Raw genomic sequence first — 21,207 nt, forward strand, 5'->3', positions numbered from 1 at the left:
GGGAATGATGACGAAACTCCTGTCGGCTCTGTTGGCCTTTGGTCTGATGGCGATGCCGCTGCAGGCGGCGATGGCGCAGGACAAGACGGAAAGCGCTGCTGCCAGCGCCGGTGCCGCCAGCAAAGATGCCGGGCAGGACGCGGCCGCCGAGGGCCATGCCGAGCTGCCGCATTTTCCGCTGAAAGAGCCGCCGGAGCTTTCCTGGTCCTTTGCCGGCCCCTTCGGACACTGGGATCTCGGGCAGCTGCAGCGCGGGCTGAAGGTCTACAAGGAGGTCTGTTCGGCCTGCCACAGCATGCGTCTGGTGGCCTTCCGCAACCTGAAGGCCCTTGGCTACAGCGACGATCAGGTGAAAGCGTTTGCCGCGCAATACACCGTCAAGGACGGGCCGAATGGCGACGGCGAGATGTTCGATCGCCCGGGCATTCCGTCCGACTATTTTCCTTCGCCGTTCCCCAATCACGAGGCGGCTGCGGCCGCGAACAACGGCGCGGCGCCACCGGACTTCTCGCTGCTCGCCAAGGCGCGGGCGGCCGAACGCGGCTTTCCGACCTTCCTGTTCGATCTTGTCACGCAATATCAGCAGGGCGGGCCGGACTACATCCACGCGCTCATCACCGGCTATGGCCAGACACCGCCGAAAAGCGTCGAGCATCTGATCCAGGACGGCACCTACTACAATCCTTACTTCATGTCGGGGCCGGCGCTGGCCATGCCGCCGCCGCTGAGCGACGGTCAGGTGGAATATACCGACGGCACGCCGCAGACTGTCGATCAGTATGCCCGCGACGTTGCGGCCTTCATGATGTGGGCGGCCGAGCCGCATCTCGCCGAGCGCAAGGCGACCGGCTTCGTGACGATGATCTTCTTGATCGTCTTTGCCGGCCTGCTCTTTGCGGTCAAACGACGGGTCTGGGCAAACACGCCGCACTGATCGGACGTGTCAGGGCTTACAGCATCGTACTTTCCGAAAATCGGTCCCGATTTTCGGAAAGTACGATGCTTAGATTCAAAGGGTGAGAGCGACCTTTCTGCGTCCGACAGGACGCAGGGCGCTGTAGCGATACGAAAAAAGGGGAGGCGCCGGCTTCCCTTTTTGCCGTTGGGGCGAGGGCCGGAACGCCGGATGAGCGATCGGCGCTTGCAATCGCCGGGCCGAGAGCCGAAAACCACAAGCGAACATGCCGCCTGCGGCGCGCCGCACGTTTGATCATCGGCCGTCCGCGCGGCGGGCGGCGGTGGATCGAGCGTGATCGCCGGGCGCAAAGGGCCGCTTGAGGGCCGGCGCGGCGACGTCGTGCGAAAGAGGACATGCGATGTATATTGCGATGAACCGCTTCAAGGTTCTGCCGGGGGCCGAGGACGAGTTCGAGACCCTGTGGCTGAACCGCGATTCCAAGCTGACGGCGGTGCCGGGCTTCGTCGAGTTCCACATGCTGAAGGGGCCGGAGGGAGAGGGCTACCGGCTCTATTCCTCGCACACGATCTGGGAAAGCGAGGCGGCGTTTCTCGCCTGGACCCGCTCCGAGGCGTTTCGCGCGGCCCATGGCAGCGCCGGCGGCACCCGGCCGCTCTATCAGGGCCATCCGAATTTCGAGGGTTTTGAGGTCATCCAGACGATCAACAAGGACGTCTGAACGTGGCCATGCGCGACGACACCGCCGAGAAGGGCGCCATCCCGGCACCGACGATCGATTTTGCCGCGGTGATCCGCACCATCCCGGATTATCCCAAGCCGGGCATCATGTTTCGCGACGTGACCAGTCTGCTCGCCGATCCGGCGGCGTTCCGCGCCGCGGTCGATGCGATGGTCGCGCCCTATGCCGAGATGGGCGTCGCAATGGTCGCCGGAATCGAGGCGCGGGGCTTTATCCTCGGCGGGGCGATCTCCCATCAGCTCGCGGCCGGCTTCGTCCCGATCCGCAAAAAGGGCAAGCTGCCGCTGGCGACGATCCGCGTCGCCTACAGTCTGGAATACGGCGTCGACGAAATGGAGGTGCATCGCGACGCGCTCACCCCCGGCACCCGCGTGTTGATCACCGACGACCTGATCGCCACCGGCGGCACCGCCGAGGCGGCGGTCAAGCTTTTGCGTGAATTGGGGGCGGAGATCGTCGGCGCCTGTTTTGTCGTCGACCTGCCGGAGGTCGGCGGGCGGCAGAAACTCGAAGCCCTGGGCGTGCCGGTGAAGGCGCTGGTCGCCTATCAGGGACATTGAGCGCCGCGCCACCCAGATTTGTGTCGCCTTGAGATCGCGGCGCAGGCTTCAGTCCAGCAGCTCGCGCTTGAGCAGCGCATAAAGGGCCGCCTTGCGCTCGAAGCCGACGCCCGGCGCATCTGGCAGCCCGACGAGGCTGTCCTCGACGCGGACATCGTCGGCGAAGCCGCCGAAGGGCTGGAAGACGTCCGGATAGGATTCATTGCCGCCAAGATGCAGACCGGCGGCGATGTTCAGCGACATCTGATGGCCACCATGGGGCACCACCCGGCGGGGCGACCAGCCGGCCTCGGCCATCCCGTCCAGCGTTCGCAGATATTCGACGAGGCCATAGGAGAGGGCGCAGTCGAATTGCAGAATGTCCCGTTCGGCGTCCATCCCGCCATAGCGCAGGAGATTGCGGGCGTCCTGATGGGAGAAGAGGTTCTCGCCGGTCGCCATGCGGCCGCCGTAGCGCTTCGAGACCTCGGCCTGCAGCCCATAATCGAGCGGATCGCCGGCCTCCTCATACCAGTGGAGACCATAGGGCTCGAGCGCCTCGGCATAGGCGAGGGCGGCTTTAAGGTCGAAGCGGCCATTGGCGTCGACACACAGGTTCTGGCCGCCGCCGACCACCTCCAGCGCCGCCTCGATCCGCTTCAGATCCTCCGCCAGCGGGGCGAGGCCGATCTTCATCTTGCAGACCCTGTAGCCGCGATCGCGATAGGAGCGCATCTCGTCCTTGAGGCCGGTGATCTCTTTGCCGGGATGATAATATCCGCCGGCCGCATAGACCCAGACCTTATCGTCCGCGACACCGCTTCGATAGCGCTCGGCAAGCAGCCGGTAGAGCGGCTGGCCCGCGATCTTGGCGACGGCGTCCCAGATCGCCATGTCGAGGGTGCCGACGGCGACCGAGCGTTCGCCATGACCGCCCGGCTTTTCGTTGATCATCATCCGGTCCCAGATGGCGAAGGGATCGAGATTGGCATTGGTGGCGTCGATCAGGGTCTCCGGATCGGCCTCCATCAGGCGCGGGATGAAACGCTCGCGCATCAAGGCGCCCTGGCCATACCGGCCGTTGGAGTTGAAGCCGAAGCCGATCACCGGCTCACCGTCGCGGATCTGATCGGTGATCACCGCGACGACCGAGCAGGTCATTTTGGAAAAGTCGATGAAAGCATTGGCGATCGGACTGGCGATCGAGACGGTCTTTTCGCGGATTTCGGTGATGCGCATCGAAGCTCTCCCTGCTGGCCGGGCTCGGCCGGCCTTCAGCCCGCGAGCGTTTCGGCGATCGCCGCGCCGCATTCGGCGGTGGTGGCCTTGCCGCCCATATCCTTGGTGCGGGCGGCCGGATCGGCGATCACCGTCTCGATCGCGGTCATCACGGCCTCGGCCGCCTCGGGGTGGCCGAGATGCTCGAGCATCATCGCCGCCGACCAGATTTGGCCGATGGGATTGGCGATCTTCTGGCCGGCGATGTCCGGCGCCGAGCCGTGGACCGGCTCGAACATCGACGGAAAGTCGCCTTCCGGATTGATGTTGGCAGAGGGGGCGATGCCGATCGACCCTGCCACCGCGGGGCCGAGGTCGGACAGGATGTCGCCGAAGAGGTTGGAGCCGACGACGACGTCGAACCAATCCGGATGCTGGACGAAATGGGCTGTCAGGATGTCGATATGGTACTGGTCGGTTCGGATGTCCGGATAGTCGGCCTTGACCGCTTTGAAGCGCTCGTCCCAGAACGGCATGGTATGGACGATGCCGTTCGACTTGGTCGCCGAGGTCAGGTGCTTCTTCGGCCGCGATTGCGCGAGTTTGAAGGCATAGTGCAGGATGCGGTCGACGCCGCGCCGTGTAAAGATCGCCTCCTGGATGGCGATTTCGTTCTCGGTGCCGTGATAGAGCCGGCCGCCGGCCTCGGAATATTCGCCCTCGACGTTTTCGCGCACGACATAAAAGTCGATGTCTTCCGGCCCACGGCCGGCGAGCGGGCTGGTGGTGCCTTTCAACAGCCGGCAGGGGCGCAGATTGACATATTGGTTGAAAGTCCGGCGGATGGGGATGAGCAGGCCCCAGAGCGAGATGTGGTCGGGCACGTCCGGCCAGCCGACGGCACCGAGGAACACCGCGTCATGCCGCTTGAAGCGCTCCAGCCCATCCTCGGGCATCATCCGGCCGGTCTTCTTGTAGGTCTCGCAGCTCCAGTCGACCTCGTCGAACTGGAAGGCGATGTCGAATTTGCGCCCCACCGCTTCGAGGACCCGCATGCCCTCCGGCACGACTTCCTTGCCGATGCCGTCACCAGGGATGGTGGCGATCTTGAGGGCGTTGGTTTTTGGCATGGGAAAGGCCTTTGCTTCACGTCTTCATATCAGGGGCCGGGCGCACAAAGTTGTCCCTACGCCAGGGTGGCGCCGCGTCGGACGGCGTCGTCAAAAAAACAGGCCGCGCGGCATTGGGATCAAGAGAACATGCGCCATGAGAAGATAAAAGCCGGTCAGGATTGCGACACCGAACACCACCAGCAGCGCCAGTTCCTTGACGGATACCTGCTCATGGGTGGCGATCGCCATGATGGCGAAGAAGGCGAGCAGGCTGGCGACGAAGAAGCCGAGCACCGGGATGAGCCCGATCCATGCGGCCATGGCAAGGAGAAACAACAGCCGGCGGGGTGTCGAGCCGCGCTCGGCCGGCGTTGAAGCGCTCTCGTCCGGCGCTGGTGGCTTGCGCCGCAGGCCGATCATCACATTGCGCAGGATGAGGATCGCGGCGGCGACGATCATCGCCACCGAAATGGTGATCGGAAACACCGATCCGAGCGGTGACATCGTCTCGGTCTCACGGATCAGCACGGCCGCGAGGACGATGAACAAAAGGGCGACGGTCGTTCCGGCCGGGTCGTGCGGCAGGCGCGACACTTGCGATTCAGGATGATGTGCCATCGGGGCTCTCCACGACCATGTCGGTCGACGATTTGCGCGCGCGCGCGCGGCGCCGATCGCCTGGACGATGAAAGGATAGAACAGGGTCAGCGCCGCAAAGGCGATGATCACTAGCGAGATCGGCCGGCCGAAGAACATGCCCATGACGTTCTTCTGGGCGTTGCCGATCAGGTAGCTCTGGACGAAGCCCTGTTCGGCGATCTGGCCGAGGACCAGGCCGAGCACGATCGGCGAGGGCGCGAAGCCGGCGCGGTTCAGCACCCAGCCGATGACGCCGAGGCCGAGCATCACGGCGCTGTCGTTGAGGTTGTTGTGGATCGCGAAGGAGCCGATCACCGTCATGAAGGCGATGGTCGGCACCAGCGCGGCCTTGGGGATGGCGATGATGCTCTTATAGGCGTAGCGCCCGACCATCAGGCCGATCGGCAGCATCAAGATGGTGCCGATGAGCAGGCCGAAGATGAAGGTGTAGACGATCGAGCTTTGCGCGGTGAACAGCGCCGGGCCGATCTTGATGCCCTGGACGAGCAGCGCACCGAGAATGACGGCATCGGGCGGGGTGCCGGGAATGCCGAGGACGAGGGTCGGGATGAACCCCCCGCCGACGGTGCCGTTATTGGCCGATTCCGTCGCGATGATGCCGGCCGGCTCGCCGGTGCCGAAGCGTTCGGGATGCTTTGAGGCGCGTCGTGCTTCCGAATAGGAGACGAGGCTCGCGACCGAGCCGCCGGCACCCGGCAGGATGCCGACCACCGTGCCGATGATCGAGGACCGGATCAGATTGACCTTCTGGCCCATGGTGATCGCCAGCGCTTCCTTCAGCCGGAAGCCGGTGGTGCTGTCGGCGACTTTCAGATGCGGATCCTTGGTGGCGACGAGGTCGATCAGCACGGGCACGCAGTAAAGGCCGATCAGGCCGGAGACGATGTCGATGCCGCCGAGCAGCACGTGGCTGCCGAAGGTGAAGCGGACGTCCGCACCGATCACCGCGACGCCCACCATCGACAGAAGCAGGCCGAAGCAGGCGCCGATCAGACCTTTTAAGAGATTGCCGACCGACAGTGCCGAGATCAACGTCAGGCCGAAGACCGCCAGCCAGAAATATTCCGGCGGGCCGAAGGCGAGGGCGACCTGTGCCAGCGGCGGGGCGAGGAACATCAGCATCAAGGCACCGACGAGTCCGCCTGTGACCGAGGCGATCGTCGACAGCGTCACCGCCAGCGCGCCATCGCCCCGCTTGGCCATCGGAAAGCCGTCGAAGGTGGTGGCGATGGCCGAGGGGGTGCCCGGCGTGTTGACGAGGATCGCCGAATAGGAGCCGCCATAGATGGCGCCGGTGTAGATCGCCCCAAGGACGATCAGGCCCGAGGCCGGATCCATGGTGAAGGTGAACGGCACCAGCACCGCCACAGCCATGGTCGCCGACAGGCCGGGCAAAGCGCCGATGACGATGCCGGCCAGGACGCCGGCAAAGGCGAGCAGCAGGTTGAGCGGTGTCAGCGCTGCCGCGAGATAGGTGAAATGGGACATCGAGGCCATCCGAAACGGGACGATCGAAGGGGAGCGGGCCGCAGCCCGACATGGTGCCGTGGGATCACGATAATCCCGGCCGGGCCGCAGGAAAGTCCAGACCTGCGCTCAACTTCGGGCTTTGCTCGGCCGCCGGGCGCCGTGTCGGCCAGCGTGCGGCGTCCGATGCCCGGCGACGTCTTTCATTCATCCATCGGCGAGCCAGGCTTGCGCCTACTTCTTGGCGATGCCCATGTCCTTGGCGGCGGCTTCGTATTCGGCTTTTCGCTTGGCCATGAAATCCGGCACCTGGTCATAGGGCACGTTGATCACCACGAAGCCGCCGTCTTCCATCTTCTTGATGAAGTCCGGGTCGTGATTGATCTTGTCGAGGACGTCGGAGAGCTGCTTCTTGACCTCTTCAGGCGTCGATTTCGGAACCGCGACGCCGCGATAGGCACCGCCCACCATGTCGTAGCCAAGCTCCTTGAAGGTCGGCACGTCGGGGAAGCTCGGCACCCGCTTGTCGGCGGCGACGGCAAGCACCCGCATGGCGTCGCCCTGGGTGATTGCCGCGGTGGTGTAGCTGAAGCCGGCCATCACCTGACCGCCGAGAACCGCGGCGGTCGACGGGCTGGTGCCGGAGAACGGGATATAGGTGGTGGTGACGCCCGCCAGCTTGTCGAAGCGGGTCTGAGCGACATCGTTGGCCGAATTGGTGCCCGAACCGGAAACGGTGACAATGCCTGGATTAGCCTTGGCGTAGTCGATCAGATCCTTCAACGTTTTGAATTGGCTGTTCTTCGGAACGATGATCGCGTCCGGCGTGTATTGGAAGAAGTAGACATTGGAAATGTCGTCGGTCTTGTAGCCGACATTCTGGGCCATCGGCTGCAGAATGATATGAGGCAGATTGGTGCCCATGATGGTGTAGCCGTCGGCCTCAAGACCGTTCAGCTGCGACCAGGCCTGGGCGCCGCCGGCCCCGGCCATGTATTGGATGACCAACGGCTTGCCGGTGATCTTCTCCCAGACCGGCTGCTGCAGCCGGGCGGCGATGTCGGATTCCCCACCGGCGTTGAAGGGAATGATGTAGTTGACCGGTTTCGACGGATAGTCCTGCGCGACGGCAACTCCGGTGGCAGCGGCGAACGCGAAAACGGCACTCGCCAGCAAGGCCTTGAGCTTCATGAATTCCTCCCATCAATGCGATCCGGCACCGTGGTGGTCCGCACGCTCCTCCAGAGTGTGTCCCGGCCGGGTCGACTCTATCAGGGACGAGTTTTGCGGTAATGTCAACGTTGCGTCCGATGATGCATGCAACAGTGGATGCATCAGACTTGCCGCTTCGCAACGGCGGCACTAAGGTCTCGATTGGAGGAGGCCTGATGTCGCAAACCCGCTTGTCACACGATGCGCTGCCGGCCGAGCGCCGGCCATCGCTGGTCCATGCCGCCTATGAGGCGATTAAGCGCGCGATCTGCAACGGCGAGTTCGCGCCCGGCTTCCAAGGCTCGGAGATCGAGATTGCCGAGCGTCTCGGCATGAGCCGCACGCCCGTCCACCAGGCGATTATCCGGTTGCAGGCAGAGGGCATGGTCGAACTCAAGGCCAAGCGCGGCGTCGTCATCTGCGCGCTGTCGCCGGCCGACATGCGGGCGATCTACGATGTCATCGTCGCAGTCGAAGGCATGGCGGCGATGCTCGCGGCCGAACGCAGGACGGTGGAGCGCCAGGCGCTGTGTGCCGATCTTGAAGCCTTGAATGGTGGGCTTCGCCAAGCGATCGATGGCGACGACCTGCACCGTTGGGCGGCGCTCGACAGCGATTTTCATGCCCGCCTGGTGGAGGGGAGTGCCAACGGTCGGCTGGAGCAGATCGCCAAAGTCCATCTCGATCAGTCGCATCGGGCGCGGCGGATGACGCTCAGGCTGCGGCCTCGTCCGGTGCGCTCGCTCGCCGAGCATCAGGCGATCGTCGACGCGATCCGTATCGGTGACGGCACGGCCGCCCGCGATGCGGCGCAGGCCCACAAGATCGCCGCGCGCGATCTGATCATCAATCTGCTCGAGACATATCATCTCCAGCATCTGTGAGGCGCTTATCGCCGCCGCCGCCTCAACCGGAGGCCTTCAGCAACTGGTGCATCGCCGCAAGCGCGCGGGTGCGATGGCGCCGGCGGTGGGTGATGGCGAAGAAACGGCGCTTGGCGCCCGGCAACGGGATGGCGATGATGTTGCCGAGGGCAACCGCCGGCGCCGCCGCCCGGCCGGACAAGACGCTGACGCTCGATCCGGCCGCGACGGCGGCGAGCACCGCCTCGTTCGACGGCAGTTCCAGCGTGATCTTCAATGTTTCGAAGCGTCCGCCGGACGCGCTGAACCAAGCCTCGAATTCCGAGCGCGTGCCGGAGCCTTCTTCGCGCAGAATCCACGAGGCTTCGCTGAAATCGGAAACGGCAAGGGTCCGGCCGTCGGCAAACGGGTGGCCCGGCGCGCAGATCACCATCAGGTCGTCGGTGCCGACGATGATCTGTTCGAGTTCGGCCGCGTCCACCGCACCCTCGACGACGCCGAGATCGGCGCCGCCCTCGACCACCCAGCGGGCGACCTGCGTGGTGTTGCCGACCGCCAGCGTCATCTCGACGTCCGGAAAGCGGTCGTTAAAGCGCATCAGCCGGGCCGGCAGCCAGTAGCTCGCCACCGTCTGGCTGGCGGCGACGCGGATCCGGCCCATCGTGTGCTCGGCAAGATCTTCCAACACCAGCGTTGCCGTCTCGACCCGGCCGAGGATCTCCCGCGCCTCGCCGACGAAGACCCGGCCGACATCGGTCAGTTCGATCCGGCGGCCGACCCGGTCGAAGAGTTTCACCGCGTGGCGGGTCTCCAGCGCCGCGATCGCAGCCGATACCGCCGATTGGGTCAGGTTCAGCGCCTCTGCCGCCTGGGTGACGTGCTGGCGCTCGGCGACGGCGAGAAAGATGCGGAGCTGCTCAAGGGTCATCGGGCGAATCTGATGAGCGAATCTAACGAAACGACAATTGTTCGATTTTACCAATCGTTTTGAGAAAAACAATGCATATGATCGCTTGCGACAATGTCCTGTATATTTCTCTGCGGCAGATTGGCGGTGTCGCTAAGGTCGTAACGGTCGAAGGCTGGCGGTCGACGCGCGGATCGCGCTACACACGCTCAATGGGGATTCGGGCCTGTCCAGTCCCGCACTGGTCTGTTGAGAGCGACGATGGCTCACCCGACGATCACACTGGCGTTGAACGGTTTTGGCCGGATCGGGCGCACCGTCCTGCGGATCCTCGCCAAGGGCGGCTACGCGGGGATCGAGGTCGTCCTCGTCAATGATATCGAGGCGCTGGAGACCTGTGCTTATCTGTTTGAATACGACAGCGTGTTCGGACCGTTTTCGGGAACGATCGAGACCAGGCCCGGACGGCTTGTCGTCGACGGCCGGGATATCGCTTTTCACTCCGTGCCGGACCTTCAGGCGCTCGATCTATCGGGCATCGACCTGGTACTCGAATGCACCGGCCACAACGACGACCGCGAACGTATCGAGCGCGGCCTGCGGGCTGGCGCCGGGGCGGTTCTGATCTCCGGCCCGTCCAAGGTCGCCGACGCGACGCTGGTGCTCGGCGCCAACGCCGATCGCCTCGGTGACGAGCGGGTGATCTCCAACGCCTCCTGCACGACCAACGCCTTGGCACCGTTGCTGAAGGTGCTGGACGAGGCGTTCGGCGTCGTCTCCGGCCAGATGACCACGGTCCATTGTTACACCGGTAGCCAGCCGACGGTGGACAAGCCGCTCGGCGATCCGGCGCGCAGCCGCGCCGCGGCCCTGTCGATGGTGCCGACCAGCACCAGCGCCGGGCGGCTGATCGGCGACGTCCTGCCGCATTTGGCGGGCCGCGTCGCCGCCCGCGCGATCCGGGTGCCGACGGCCAGCGTCTCGGCAATCGACCTCACCGTCGCGACCGAGCGAGACGCAAGCGTCGCGGCGGTCAACGCGCTTTTGAAGGCTCGGGCCGAGGCGAGAAGCGTCTTCGGCTGGACCGAGCGGCCGCTGGTCTCCTCGGACCTTCGCGCTCGTCCGGAATCGATCGTCATCGCCGGGCCCGAGACATCACGGGCCGGCGGCCTTCTCCGGGTGTTCGGCTGGTACGATAACGAATGGGGCTTTTCATGCAGAATGCTGGACATGGTACGCATGATCGCCCAGCGAAACAAGGGATAGAGGAACGCCACATGTCGAAGGACGAGTCGCAGCCGTTGTCGAAACGGCAGGAGGCGCTCGATTATCACGAGTTTCCCAAGCCCGGGAAACTGGAAATCCGCGCCACCAAGCCGATGACCACCGGCCGCGATCTCTCCAACGCCTATTCGCCGGGCGTTGCCGAAGCCTGCCTCGAAATCCAGAAGAATTCCGCCGATGCCGCGCGCTATACCGCCAAGGGCAACCTCGTCGCCGTCGTCTCCAACGGCACCGCCGTTCTCGGCCTCGGCAATATCGGCGCCCAGGCCTCCAAGCCGGTGATGGAGGGCAAGGCGGTTCTGTTCAAGAAATTCGCCGGCGTCGATTGCTTCGACATCGAGGTGAACGAGACCGATCCGGAAAAGCTCGCGGAGATCGTCGCCAGCCTGGAGCCGACCTTCGGCGCGGTCAATCTGGAGGATATCAAGGCCCCCGACTGCTTCTTGGTCGAGCGGCTGTGCCGCGAGACGATGTCGATCCCGGTGTTTCACGACGATCAGCACGGCACCGCGATCGTCGCCGCGGCTGCGGCGGTCAACGCCCTGCGGGTGGCCGACAAAAAAATCGAAGACATCCGCATCGTCGCCCTCGGTGCCGGCGCGGCCGGGATTGCCTGTCTGAAGATGCTTTTGGTGATGGGCGCCAGGAAAGACAATATCACCATGCTCGACTCCAAGGGCGTGGTGCACAAGCGGCGCAACGATCTCTCGCCGGAAAAGGCCGAGTTCGCCCGCGACACGGAAATGCGCACCACCCTCGAAGCGATGGAGGGCGCCGATCTTTTCCTCGGTGTCTCCGGGCCGGGTCTCCTGACCAAGGAGATGGTGGCCAAGATGTCGAAAGCCCCGATCATCTTCGCGCTGGCCAATCCGACGCCCGAGATCATGCCGGAGGCGGCGCGTGAGGCGGCGCCCGACGCGCTGATCGCCACCGGCCGCTCGGATTACCCGAACCAGGTCAACAACGTCCTCTGCTTCCCCTTCATCTTCCGCGGTGCGCTCGACGTCGGGGCGACGCAGATCAACGACGAAATGAAGCTCGCCTGCGTCGAGGCGATCGCGGGGCTTGCCCGCGAGACCGCCTCGGCCGAGGTCGGTCAGGCCTATCGCGGCGAGCGGCTGGCCTTCGGGCCGGATTATCTGATCCCCAAACCCTTCGATCCGCGGCTATTGCCGACCATCGCTCTGGCTGTTGCCAAGGCGGCGATGGAATCGGGCGTCGCCGCCCGCCCGATCGACCTCGACGCCTACAGTGCCCGCCTCAACAGCCAGGTCTACCGCTCTTATTCGGTGATGCGCCGGGTGTTCGATGCGGCGCGGGCCTCGAGCCGGCGCATCGTCTTTGCCGAGGGCGAGGACGAGCGGGTGCTGCGCACGGCCCAGGCGATTGCCGAAGAGACCCAGGACCGGCCGATCCTGATCGGGCGGCCGGATGTGGTCAACGCCCGGCTGGAGCGTGAGGGGCTGAAAATCCGGGCCGGCGAAGATTTCGAGATCGTCAACCCCGAGGATGACCCGCGCTATCGCGATTACTGGAGCACCTATTACGAGCTGATGCGCCGGCGCGGTGTCTCGCCCGATCTCGCCCGCGCGGTGATGCGCACCAACACCACCGCGATCGCCGCCGTCATGGTCCATCGCGGCGAGGCCGACAGCATGATCTGCGGGGCCTTCGGCGAATATCGTTGGCATTTGGATTATGTCAGCCAGATCCTGTCGACGGGCGATCTCCATCCGGTGGCGGCGCTGTCCTTGATCGTGCTCGATCGCGGACCGCTGTTTGTCGCCGATACCCATGTTCATATGACCCCAGACGCGGTGCAGGTCGCCGAGACGGTGATCGCCGCGGCGCGCCATGTGCGCCGCTTCGGCATCGAGCCGAAGATCGCCCTGTGCTCCAGCTCGCAATTCGGCAATCTCGACAACGAGTCCGGCCGGGTGATGCGCGGCGCCCTCACAATCCTCAACGAGAAGAAGCTCGACTTTGAATATGAGGGCGAGATGACCACGGACACGGCGCTCGACGCCGAGATCCGCAATCGGCTGTTTCCGGCCGGCCGGCTGGAGGGGCGGGCAAATGTCCTCGTCTATGCCAATTCCGACGCAGCCGGAGCGGTGCGCAACATCTTGAAGTCGGTCGCCGGCGGTCTGGAAGTCGGCCCGATCCTGATGGGCATGGGCAACCGCTCCCATATCGTGACGCCGGGCGTGACGGTCCGCGGCCTGCTCAATACCGCCGCGCTGGCCGGTTCGGCGGTGGCCAGCTACGGCTGAGGGACCGCGTTAGGGCGGCGATCGGCGGATCGCCGCGATCGATCCCGGAGGCGCCGGAGTGCGCTGCCGCCTGTGCGGCATGGCGCGAGAAATCGTCCGCTCTGCCACGGCTTGTCTGCCACGGCTTGTTTGGTGGCGCCGACGGGCGGCTCTTTTGCCAGTTCTGTCAGCGCTCGGCCGGCATCGTCCTCGGCGCGCCGATAGGTGTCGGTATGACGTCGGAGGATCGATAATAAACAATTGAAAGATAAAGATTATTTTCGATTCTATCGACGTACTGTTACCACAGGAACGGGCTTCTCGTTCAGCGACTGGACGATGATCACGCTATTGCATCGCCACCCGATGATGGCCAGACTGGTTCCTGACTTCATTTTGGGATTGATCAATGCCGCGCCACCCCGAATTTCAGTACCTTGATCTCATCCAAGACGTGCTCGAAACCGGTGACCGCCGGATCGATCGTACAGGGGTCGGCACGTTGTCGAAGTTTGGCGCGGTGATGCGCTTCGATCTTTCGGACGGGACGCTACCGATCTACACGACCAAACGGGTATTTTGGAAAACGGCCGTCAAAGAAATGATCTGGTTTCTGACCGGCCAAACGAACATTCAGTCGCTCCTGCGCGAGAATGTGAAGATTTGGACTGATTGGCCGCTCGATGCATATCGCAAGGCGACCGGTGACCCGATTTCACAAGAGGCTTTCGAGGCACGAATTCTCCAGGACGATGCCTTTGCTCTGCAATGGGGTGACCTGGGTCCTGTCTACGGCAAGCAGTGGCGACGATGGGTCGATGCAAAAGGGGAGGAGCACGACCAGATTGCCGGTGTCATTGAGATGCTGAAGAGAGACCCGTCCAGCAGGCGGATGCTGTTCCATGCCTGGAACGTCGGGGACCTAGACCAAATGGCGCTGCACCCGTGTCATATGACGTACCAATTTCATGTTCGCCAGCCGAAGGAGGGCACGGACAATCAGGGGACGCTCTCCCTTCTCGTCGGTCAGCGTTCCTGCGACCTGGGTCTGGGAAATCCATTCAACGTGTGCCAGCAGGCCGCCTTGGTTCACATGATCGCACAGCAGGTCGATATGACGCCTGGAGAGCTCATCTGGGTTGGCGGGGACGTCCATGTGTACCTGAATCACATCGACATGGCCCAAACGCTGCTCTCCAGAGAGCCGCGACCGTTTCCAAAGCTCCATTTTACACGCAGACCGTCGTCGATTGATGACTATCGGATCGAGGATTTCGAGGTGATGGGTTACGATCCTCACCCGGCAATCGATGCCCCGGTGGCTGTCTAGATGTGCTCTGAAGCTTCATTCCCGTTCTGTTTCTCGGGTCGGGATGAGCTTAACAGCTGTCCTATTTTCCGGCACGACCTCAGTCAGTATCGTCTGGGATACGACCCCAACAGGCGGATGTCGTCTCGCGATGCCAACTGCGCGAGCCGTGGTTCGGCCTGAATGTGTCCCGCAAAATCAATCATGTATTGATGGACGTCTAACCGTTCGCACGTTGGGCGTTCGTAGATATTGAGGATGGGCACGCCCGAATTCACAATGGCGGCAAGCTGCGCACTGATCGATGCTTCGTCGCTCCGCAGCAGAAGCGTCGTCCGGTCGAAGCCGGTCGGGGGAGCGATATCTCGGCCCAGAACCCACCAACGCGTCACGTTGTGGAGACCCTCTTCGATACCGGTTCGAAGTTCCTGGAGATCATAAAGCGTTGCGCCCAAGCCCGGCCCGAACGCCGCAAGGTTTGGTGAATTCTCCTCGGCGACATAGGCTGTTGTACCCGGGCGGCTCTCACGCTCAACCCCAGGCATGTTCTCGTCGATCCAGGCGCTGACCTCTTCCAGAGCCACGGGATGACCGAGCACCTTGGTTATCGATGCGAAGGTCGCTTCTTTGCTCGCGATCAGGCTGTAGCTCAAAATACGAGGATATTCCGCAATAATGGTCACCGAGGGGAGGGCGAGGATTTGGTCAAGATACGGTGTTGTGCCGACAAGAGACGTCGTGACTGGCGCGCAAACTGCGTCCACCTGCCCTGAAACATAGGCTTCAAATAAGCCGTCCGTGAACGGAATCAGTTCGGGACCATTGCGAAACAGGTCGAGCGTCGCCTGATGTGTCCAGGTTCCGTTAGGTCCGACGAAGCCAACTTTTTTGATGGTAGATGCATCAATTGTTGGTGGCTGCCGAAATAGCTCGTTCATTCCCCGTGTCCCGGTTACGGCAGCATCATGCTGCTGATGCGTCCATCGTTTTCCAGACGGATAACCGGGCAGTCCGGACCGTTCAATTCGCCTGAAAATATTTTAATGTCATGAAATTCAAGTCAGTTTCGCAGATGGAATATGAACGCAAGATACTTGGCGGATGCGTGGCGCAAGCTTTCATGCCCACGGATACCGCCACTATCCAACAACGGGCGCGGCCGGTTTGAGTTCGACGACCTCGTCCGCCTAGCGAAATGACATTTGGCTCTCCAACAGGCCGATCATCTGTATGTCGGTGTGATGATGTCCGGGGCTGGATGGGCCTGATCCGTCATGGTGACAAGATACGGCTCGACATCCATTTCTCGCGAAAGCAGATGAACAGAATTGGCTCGCGAAAATTGAACAGTTGAGATCAGTGGTCCTCTTAAGCGTCTTTCCATGTCATTTCTGGGAGGGAGGATCGGACCATGGGACAGTCATCGTCAAGGAAGACCGTCAAGCCGCGTGATGCGGCGATGAAGGTTGCGCATCATCGTCTGAGCATCCTGGGCATGGCCAAGGAGCTGGGAAACCTCGCCCCGAGGCCTGCCGTCAGCACGGCTTCGACCGCACCAGCTTCTACGATCCGAAACGGCGCGCGACAGCATCGGCCCGAAAATCGGAATCGATTTTCGGGCCGATGCTGTCGATTCAAAGGGTTAGAGCGACCTTTCTGCGCCCGATAGGACGCAGGGCGTGCTAAAGCAATTGGCCGATGGCCCGGGAAACCTGATCGACCTGCTCGATCCGAAGGCCCGCCAGATTCACGCGCCCAGAGTCGGGCATGTAGATGCCATGAACCTCTCGAAGATGGGTGATGTTTTCGGGTGTCAGCGGAAGCAGCGAGAACATTCCTTCCTGATCTGCGACAGCCGCAAGCTGCGGCATGTAGGCGGAAAGGCGGTTTGTCAGTTCGGTCCTGATTTCAAAGATGCGGCTGCGCATGGACGCGAGTTCGTCGATCCACAACTTCCGGCGTCCCGCGTCTGCAAGTACGGTCGCCACAACGGCCGCACCGTGAGCAGGGGGCATCGAATAGCTGGCTCGTGCATGGTACGCGAAGTTTGCGACGCCTCTGGCGACGTCTGTTGCCGAGTTGCCCAAGACGAAGGCCGCCCCTGTGCGCTCTCGATACAGCGAAAAGGATTTGGAGCAGGACACGGCCACGATGGCCTCATCTGCCGCTTTCAAAACCGTGTGCATGCCCTCGACATCCTGCGCAAAGCCACGTCCCAAGCCCTGATAGGCGTTGTCGAAAAGCGGGATAAGTCCTTTCCGCGCGACGATTTCAGCAATGGCCGACCAAACCTCGGCGGAAATGGCAGCGCCGGTCGGGTTGTGGCAGCTCGCATGCAGGAGGATGGCGTCGCCGCATTTCGCGCTTTCGAAGGCGGAAAGCATCTCATCGACCCGGACAGCCTGGGTCTGGGGATCGAAGAAGCGGTATGTCTTGATACCCAAGCCAACGGTCGCGAAAATGGCGTTGTGGTTTGCCCAAGTCGGCGTTCCGATCCAAATGCTTCGGTCGTTGTCATGCGCGAGGATTTCGGCGCTCAGGCGCAACGCGGCGGTCCCGCCCGGCGTCTGCACACCAGCGAGATTTTCTGTCACCATTCCGTCGCAAAAAACCTCTTGTGCTAGAAGCGACACAAAGGTCGGGTCACCTTCCGGACCGATATAGGACTTGCTGTCCTGTGTTTCCCAAAGATGGTGCTCAGCCGACTTGACCGCCGCCATGACAGGTGTCTTGCCCTCGGCATTGCGATAAACGCCGACGCCGAGGTCGATCTTGCCGGGACGGTCATCGCTTGCGAATTTCTTGATAAGGGCGAGCAGGGGATCTGGTTTCTGGTCAGGCAACGCCGCCAATAGAGTCCGTGTGGGCATTTTTCCTCCTATTCCATACAGAAAATCGGTCGCCTTTCGGCGAACGGTCAAGGAACGATTGACATCACTGAGCGCGCCGTGCGCCCGAAAGGACGCATAATGGATACGCTATGTTATTGAGTCTCCGCATCGTGCCGCTGGGCATACGGCCGAGACATCGTTTCGAATGTCCTGCGCGGGATATTCGACACCTTTGTGCCGCGGCTTCTCGGGCTGATGGGGTATTGGGTGTTCGGGTGCCCAATGTCTCTGATCCGATCCGGGCCTGCTGGATATGGCGGTCCCGGCGTAGACACAGGCGTGTTGATTGGAGTCGTTGTGGTCGCGGTGACGTTGATTGCAAGGCTGGTGTGCTGGCTTGGCGAGATGAAAGAGGCCGACGGACGGGCATTTGTTGCACTCATTCAGGTGAGTGCTGATTGTCTTAGGCACGCAGATTGAATACCACCGAGAGATACTTCACCGGCGCCTCAATGAGCTTTTCGTGACCATGAATGGAGTTCGCGTCGAAGACCATCGTATCACCCGGGCGCAACTCTACCAACGTGTCGGCATATCGATATTCCATCGAACCTTCGAGGACGTACATGAACTCAATCCCGGTATGCTGAAATCCGGGGCTGACACTCGAGTCGCTGCTGAGGGTCACAAGATACGGCTCAACATATTTCTCTCCCGACAGCAGGTGGCCGAGAAGTTCGTAATCTAAACCGACCTTCGAGCCGCGACGGTGAACGGAAATACCTTTCCCGGCCCGGACCAGCGAATAGTCGGCACGTTGCTCATGGCTTGCAAACAATCGAGCAACCGGAACTTTGAGAGCCGCTGAAATTGCCACGAGCGTTCCAAAGGATGGAGTCGTTGTCCCCCGTTCAACCTTGGACATCATGCCGTTGGAGAGCCCTGCTGCTTCAGCCAACTGGTTGGCTGCCATGCTCAGGCTCAGGCGGAGACTCTTGATCTCCTTGCCAACGGCGATAGCCAGAGCTTCACCGGTGGGAGCCTTGACGGACGAGGGGGATCCCGCCGATGAAGCCGATGTTTCGTCAACCCCATCCTGCGTGTTTGGCCGGATCATCATGGAAAGAGCGCCGCGCTTCACGCGTTTGCCCTCTACGACTTTTTTCTTTCCATCATGCACGGTCGCTGTGCTCCATTTTCCATGCATTTTAGAGTGTTTCGGCGCTTGTCGTAAATGCTGACCGAGCCTCGAACAGGTCAGGCATGGATGGGACTTCCGCTGATGCCCAGCGCGGCTTCCTTAATCGCTTCGCTGTGCGTCGGATGGGCATGGCACGTGTACGCCACGTCTTCGGCGGTTGCGCCAAACTCCATGGCCTGGGCGATCTGAGCAATCATCGTTCCAGCGACCGACGAGATGATGTGCGCCCCCAGAACGACATCAGTCTCTTCGTCCGCGATTAGTTTGACAAACCCGTTGGTCTCCCGATTCGCCTTTGCCCGGCTGTTGGCAAGCATCGGGAACTTGGAAACCTTGTAGGATCGGCCAGACATCTTGAGGGCGTCTTCCGTTTGACCGACGCTGGCGACCTCTGGGTCGATATAGACCACGGCCGGGATGACGCTGTGGTTGACGTCACGCGGTATCCCCGCCAAACGTTCAGCCAGTGCGATACCATCATCTTCCGCCCGATGCGCCAGCATCGGGCCAGGGGTGACGTCACCGATGGCGTAAACGTCGTCAATTGCGGTCTTCGCGCCGTGATCGACAGGGATAAAACCTCGCACATCAACCGTGATGCCGATGGTTTCCAGCGCAAGTCGAGACGTGTTTGGACGTCTCCCGGTTGCGATGAGAACGGTATCAGCCTCGATTGTTTCGAGTTGACCGTTCTCTTTCAGCGAAACTTTCGCAATGGAATTTGTTCGCTCAATGGTCTGGACTTCGACCGCTGTTCTGATCGTGAAGCCTTGCTTTTGAAGCAACTGTCTGACCGTCTTGCGAACATCGCTGTCCATCCCAGGTAGAATCTCGGGCAGGTATTCAAGGACTGTCACGTCGGCGCCGAGTCTGCCCCAGACGGAGCCGAGTTCGAGGCCAATCACACCTCCGCCCACAACGACGAGACTTTTCGGAACGGATTTTAGAGCAAGCGCGCCCGTAGAGTCGACCACAACGCCGTCGTCGTTGTTGATCTCAACCGCGCGGAAGGGCGATGGGTCTGATCCTGTCGCAATGATTATCGATTTCGCAGTGTGACGTCTTCCTGCGACGGAAATTGTGTGAGAGTCTTCGAATTGCGCCCAGCCTTGTAGCCGCTCGACGTTGTTCTTTTTGAACAGGAACTCGATGCCCTTGGTAAGGCTGCGAACCGTTTCGTCCTTCTGCGACATCATCGTCGGTAGATCGAGTGAGACGTTTTCGGCGTTGATTCCGAAGCTCGACCAGGTGCCATGAGCTGCCGCGTGATAAAAATGCGAAGCGTTGAGCAAAGCTTTCGACGGAATACAACCGACGTTCAGGCAGGTTCCTCCCAGCGTCTCCCGCCCCTCGACGCAAGCCGTCTTCAAACCAAGCTGAGCGGCGCGGATCGCGCAGGCATAACCGCCCGGTCCGCCGCCGATGACGATGGCGTCGTAGTCGTAGTCGATGCCCATCAGGACCATTCCTCCAGCGTTCGCACGAATTCCGTCAGCCATGTATTCGTCTGATGGCCGTCGAGCGAGCGATGGTCGATGGTCAAAGAGACATAAGCCATCGGGCGAATCTGGATGGTGTCGGTGCCATCCACTTCGCGGACGACGACGCGCTTTTCCAGCTTGCCCACACCGAGAATCGCCGATTGCGGCTGGTTGATGATAATGGGGGCTGCAAGCAGGGAGCCGGAAACGCCATGATTGGAGATGGTGAACGTCCCACCCTTGAGGTTCTCGCCTTTCAGCGTGTTGGACCGCGCCCTGTTTGTCATCTCCTGCAGACGGGCTGCTATCCCCTGCAGGGAGAGGTGCTGGGTCTGGTGGATGACCGGAACCACGAGACCCTTGTCTCCTAAGGCGGTGCCGACGCCGATGTTGATGTCCCCGAACACCTCAAGGCAATCGTCGTGCCACTGGCTGTTGACCTCAGGCACGACCTTCATGGCGGCCGTGCAGGCCGCAACGATATATGCCGTGTAAGACAGGTTCACCCCTTCAGACTTCATTCGAGCCTTATGTGCGTCGCGGTGGCGCATAATGGCTGTGAAGTCCGCTTCGAACACCGCAGTGACCTGCGGTGCGGTCGAAAGGGAGTGTGACATGTGCTTGGCAATTGCCAAGCGCATTGAGGAATGCGGGACCTTGCGAGACGAGCCGCCGTCTATTCTCATAATCGGGGCGGGAGCCGCGGCGCTTGCTGGCACAGGCGAGATCGGAGCGGACGGTGTTGCCATTGGAGTCGGAGATGGCTTGGGCTTCCGCTCGTTGGCCAGATCCATATCGGCTCTGGTCACGCGACCGCCCTTGCCGGTGCCGCTTACCGTTGAAGGATCGATACCGTATTCCGAAGCGGCACGCCTCACCGCCGGCGAGAAGTGCTCGTTGACGGAGACGGCTTCGACGGCGCGGGCAGCAACCGGGCCGGTGGCGACGGGAGCCGGCGCCGCCGCGCCGCTTCCAGATGTCAGACGGCCAAGGATCGCGCCAGGGGTCGCGTCAACGCCGCTCGTCAGGGTGATTTCGGTCAGGATGCCGTCGCAGGGGGCGGGGACCTCCTGGGTTACCTTGTCGGTTTCCAACTCGACCAGTGCGTCGCCTTCGGCGACGGTGTCGCCAACTTGCTTCAGCCAGTTCCGAACGACGGCTTTGGTTCCTTCCTGTTCGATAGGGGCAAGGATATCAATGACGTCGGCCATTT

Annotated in this window: 17 protein-coding genes and 1 pseudogene; 8 read left to right on the forward strand and 10 right to left on the reverse strand. The window is 62.1% G+C overall.

What is annotated here, in order from left to right:
• Positions 1 to 7 precede the first annotated feature (7 nt).
• From J1C48_RS03810 to J1C48_RS03820, 3 genes are all read left to right on the forward strand, one after another.
• Positions 8 to 934 carry a cytochrome c1 gene (locus J1C48_RS03810; protein WP_207256596.1) on the forward strand — a complete coding sequence of 309 codons (927 nt, stop codon included), beginning with the start codon at positions 8 to 10 and terminating at the stop codon, positions 932 to 934.
• 382 nt (positions 935 to 1,316) lie between these two features.
• Positions 1,317 to 1,637, forward strand: a complete 321-nt coding sequence (gene hmuQ / locus J1C48_RS03815; RefSeq protein WP_207256398.1) for a heme-degrading protein HmuQ — start codon at positions 1,317 to 1,319, stop codon at positions 1,635 to 1,637.
• Between the two features lie 8 nt (positions 1,638 to 1,645).
• A complete protein-coding gene (locus J1C48_RS03820) occupies positions 1,646 to 2,218 on the forward strand; it encodes an adenine phosphoribosyltransferase (RefSeq protein WP_207256598.1) in 573 nt (190 codons plus the stop codon).
• A gap of 48 nt (positions 2,219 to 2,266) precedes the next feature.
• On the opposite strand, the gene J1C48_RS03825 is transcribed toward J1C48_RS03820, so the two are convergent.
• The 4 genes from J1C48_RS03825 to J1C48_RS03840 form a co-directional block, all read right to left on the reverse strand.
• On the reverse strand, positions 2,267 to 3,436 hold the full coding sequence (locus tag J1C48_RS03825; protein WP_207256399.1) for a mandelate racemase/muconate lactonizing enzyme family protein: 1,170 nt from the start codon (positions 3,434 to 3,436) through the stop codon (positions 2,267 to 2,269).
• A 35-nt stretch (positions 3,437 to 3,471) separates the two neighbouring features.
• Positions 3,472 to 4,545: a tartrate dehydrogenase gene (locus J1C48_RS03830; protein WP_207256400.1), complete on the reverse strand. Its 1,074-nt coding sequence runs from the start codon at positions 4,543 to 4,545 to the stop codon at positions 3,472 to 3,474.
• A gap of 90 nt (positions 4,546 to 4,635) precedes the next feature.
• A complete protein-coding gene (locus J1C48_RS03835) occupies positions 4,636 to 6,675 on the reverse strand; it encodes a tripartite tricarboxylate transporter permease (protein WP_207256401.1) in 2,040 nt (679 codons plus the stop codon).
• Positions 6,676 to 6,888: 213 nt separating this feature from the next.
• Positions 6,889 to 7,845: a tripartite tricarboxylate transporter substrate binding protein gene (locus J1C48_RS03840; protein ID WP_207256402.1), complete on the reverse strand. Its 957-nt coding sequence runs from the start codon at positions 7,843 to 7,845 to the stop codon at positions 6,889 to 6,891.
• A gap of 197 nt (positions 7,846 to 8,042) precedes the next feature.
• On the opposite strand from J1C48_RS03840, the gene J1C48_RS03845 reads away from it, so the two are divergent.
• Positions 8,043 to 8,750 (forward strand): GntR family transcriptional regulator, encoded by a 708-nt coding sequence (locus J1C48_RS03845; RefSeq protein WP_207256403.1) that lies wholly within the window; start codon positions 8,043 to 8,045, stop codon positions 8,748 to 8,750.
• 22 nt (positions 8,751 to 8,772) lie between these two features.
• Here the strand turns inward: J1C48_RS03845 and J1C48_RS03850 are convergent, their stop codons facing one another.
• Entirely contained in the window at positions 8,773 to 9,657 is an 885-nt protein-coding gene (locus tag J1C48_RS03850; RefSeq protein WP_207256404.1) for a LysR family transcriptional regulator, read from the reverse strand.
• 240 nt (positions 9,658 to 9,897) lie between these two features.
• Here J1C48_RS03850 and J1C48_RS03855 point away from each other — a divergent pair, with 240 nt between their 5' ends.
• The 3 genes from J1C48_RS03855 (at position 9,898) to thyA (ending at position 14,502) form a co-directional block, all read left to right on the forward strand.
• On the forward strand, positions 9,898 to 10,902 hold the full coding sequence (locus J1C48_RS03855; RefSeq protein ID WP_207256405.1) for a type I glyceraldehyde-3-phosphate dehydrogenase: 1,005 nt from the start codon (positions 9,898 to 9,900) through the stop codon (positions 10,900 to 10,902).
• A gap of 11 nt (positions 10,903 to 10,913) precedes the next feature.
• Positions 10,914 to 13,193, forward strand: coding sequence for an NADP-dependent malic enzyme (locus J1C48_RS03860; protein WP_207256406.1), 2,280 nt, complete (start codon positions 10,914 to 10,916; stop codon positions 13,191 to 13,193).
• A 388-nt stretch (positions 13,194 to 13,581) separates the two neighbouring features.
• Positions 13,582 to 14,502 (forward strand): thymidylate synthase, encoded by a 921-nt coding sequence (gene thyA / locus J1C48_RS03865; protein ID WP_207256407.1) that lies wholly within the window; start codon positions 13,582 to 13,584, stop codon positions 14,500 to 14,502.
• Positions 14,503 to 14,585: 83 nt separating this feature from the next.
• On the opposite strand, the gene J1C48_RS03870 is transcribed toward thyA, so the two are convergent.
• Positions 14,586 to 15,419, reverse strand: coding sequence for a prephenate dehydratase (locus J1C48_RS03870; protein ID WP_207256408.1), 834 nt, complete (start codon positions 15,417 to 15,419; stop codon positions 14,586 to 14,588).
• Between the two features lie 473 nt (positions 15,420 to 15,892).
• Between J1C48_RS03870 and J1C48_RS18850 the strand changes: the two are divergent.
• Positions 15,893 to 16,062, forward strand: a pseudogene (locus J1C48_RS18850) (IS481 family transposase); the annotation flags it as partial.
• 101 nt (positions 16,063 to 16,163) lie between these two features.
• On the opposite strand, the gene J1C48_RS03875 reads toward J1C48_RS18850, so the two are convergent.
• From J1C48_RS03875 to J1C48_RS03890, 4 genes are all read right to left on the reverse strand, one after another.
• A complete protein-coding gene (locus J1C48_RS03875) occupies positions 16,164 to 17,351 on the reverse strand; it encodes an aromatic amino acid transaminase (RefSeq protein WP_207256409.1) in 1,188 nt (395 codons plus the stop codon).
• A gap of 424 nt (positions 17,352 to 17,775) precedes the next feature.
• Positions 17,776 to 18,492, reverse strand: a complete 717-nt coding sequence (locus tag J1C48_RS03880) for a cupin domain-containing protein (protein WP_207256410.1) — start codon at positions 18,490 to 18,492, stop codon at positions 17,776 to 17,778.
• A gap of 77 nt (positions 18,493 to 18,569) precedes the next feature.
• Positions 18,570 to 19,970 (reverse strand): dihydrolipoyl dehydrogenase, encoded by a 1,401-nt coding sequence (gene lpdA / locus J1C48_RS03885; RefSeq protein WP_207256411.1) that lies wholly within the window; start codon positions 19,968 to 19,970, stop codon positions 18,570 to 18,572.
• A complete protein-coding gene (locus J1C48_RS03890; RefSeq protein WP_207256412.1) occupies positions 19,970 to 21,205 on the reverse strand; it encodes a dihydrolipoamide acetyltransferase family protein in 1,236 nt (411 codons plus the stop codon). The genes lpdA and J1C48_RS03890 overlap by 1 nt, the downstream gene beginning before the upstream one ends.
• Positions 21,206 to 21,207: the final 2 nt, after the last annotated feature.

Source organism: Jiella flava, assembly GCF_017349315.1.
Lineage (GTDB): Bacteria > Pseudomonadota > Alphaproteobacteria > Rhizobiales > Rhizobiaceae > Jiella > Jiella flava.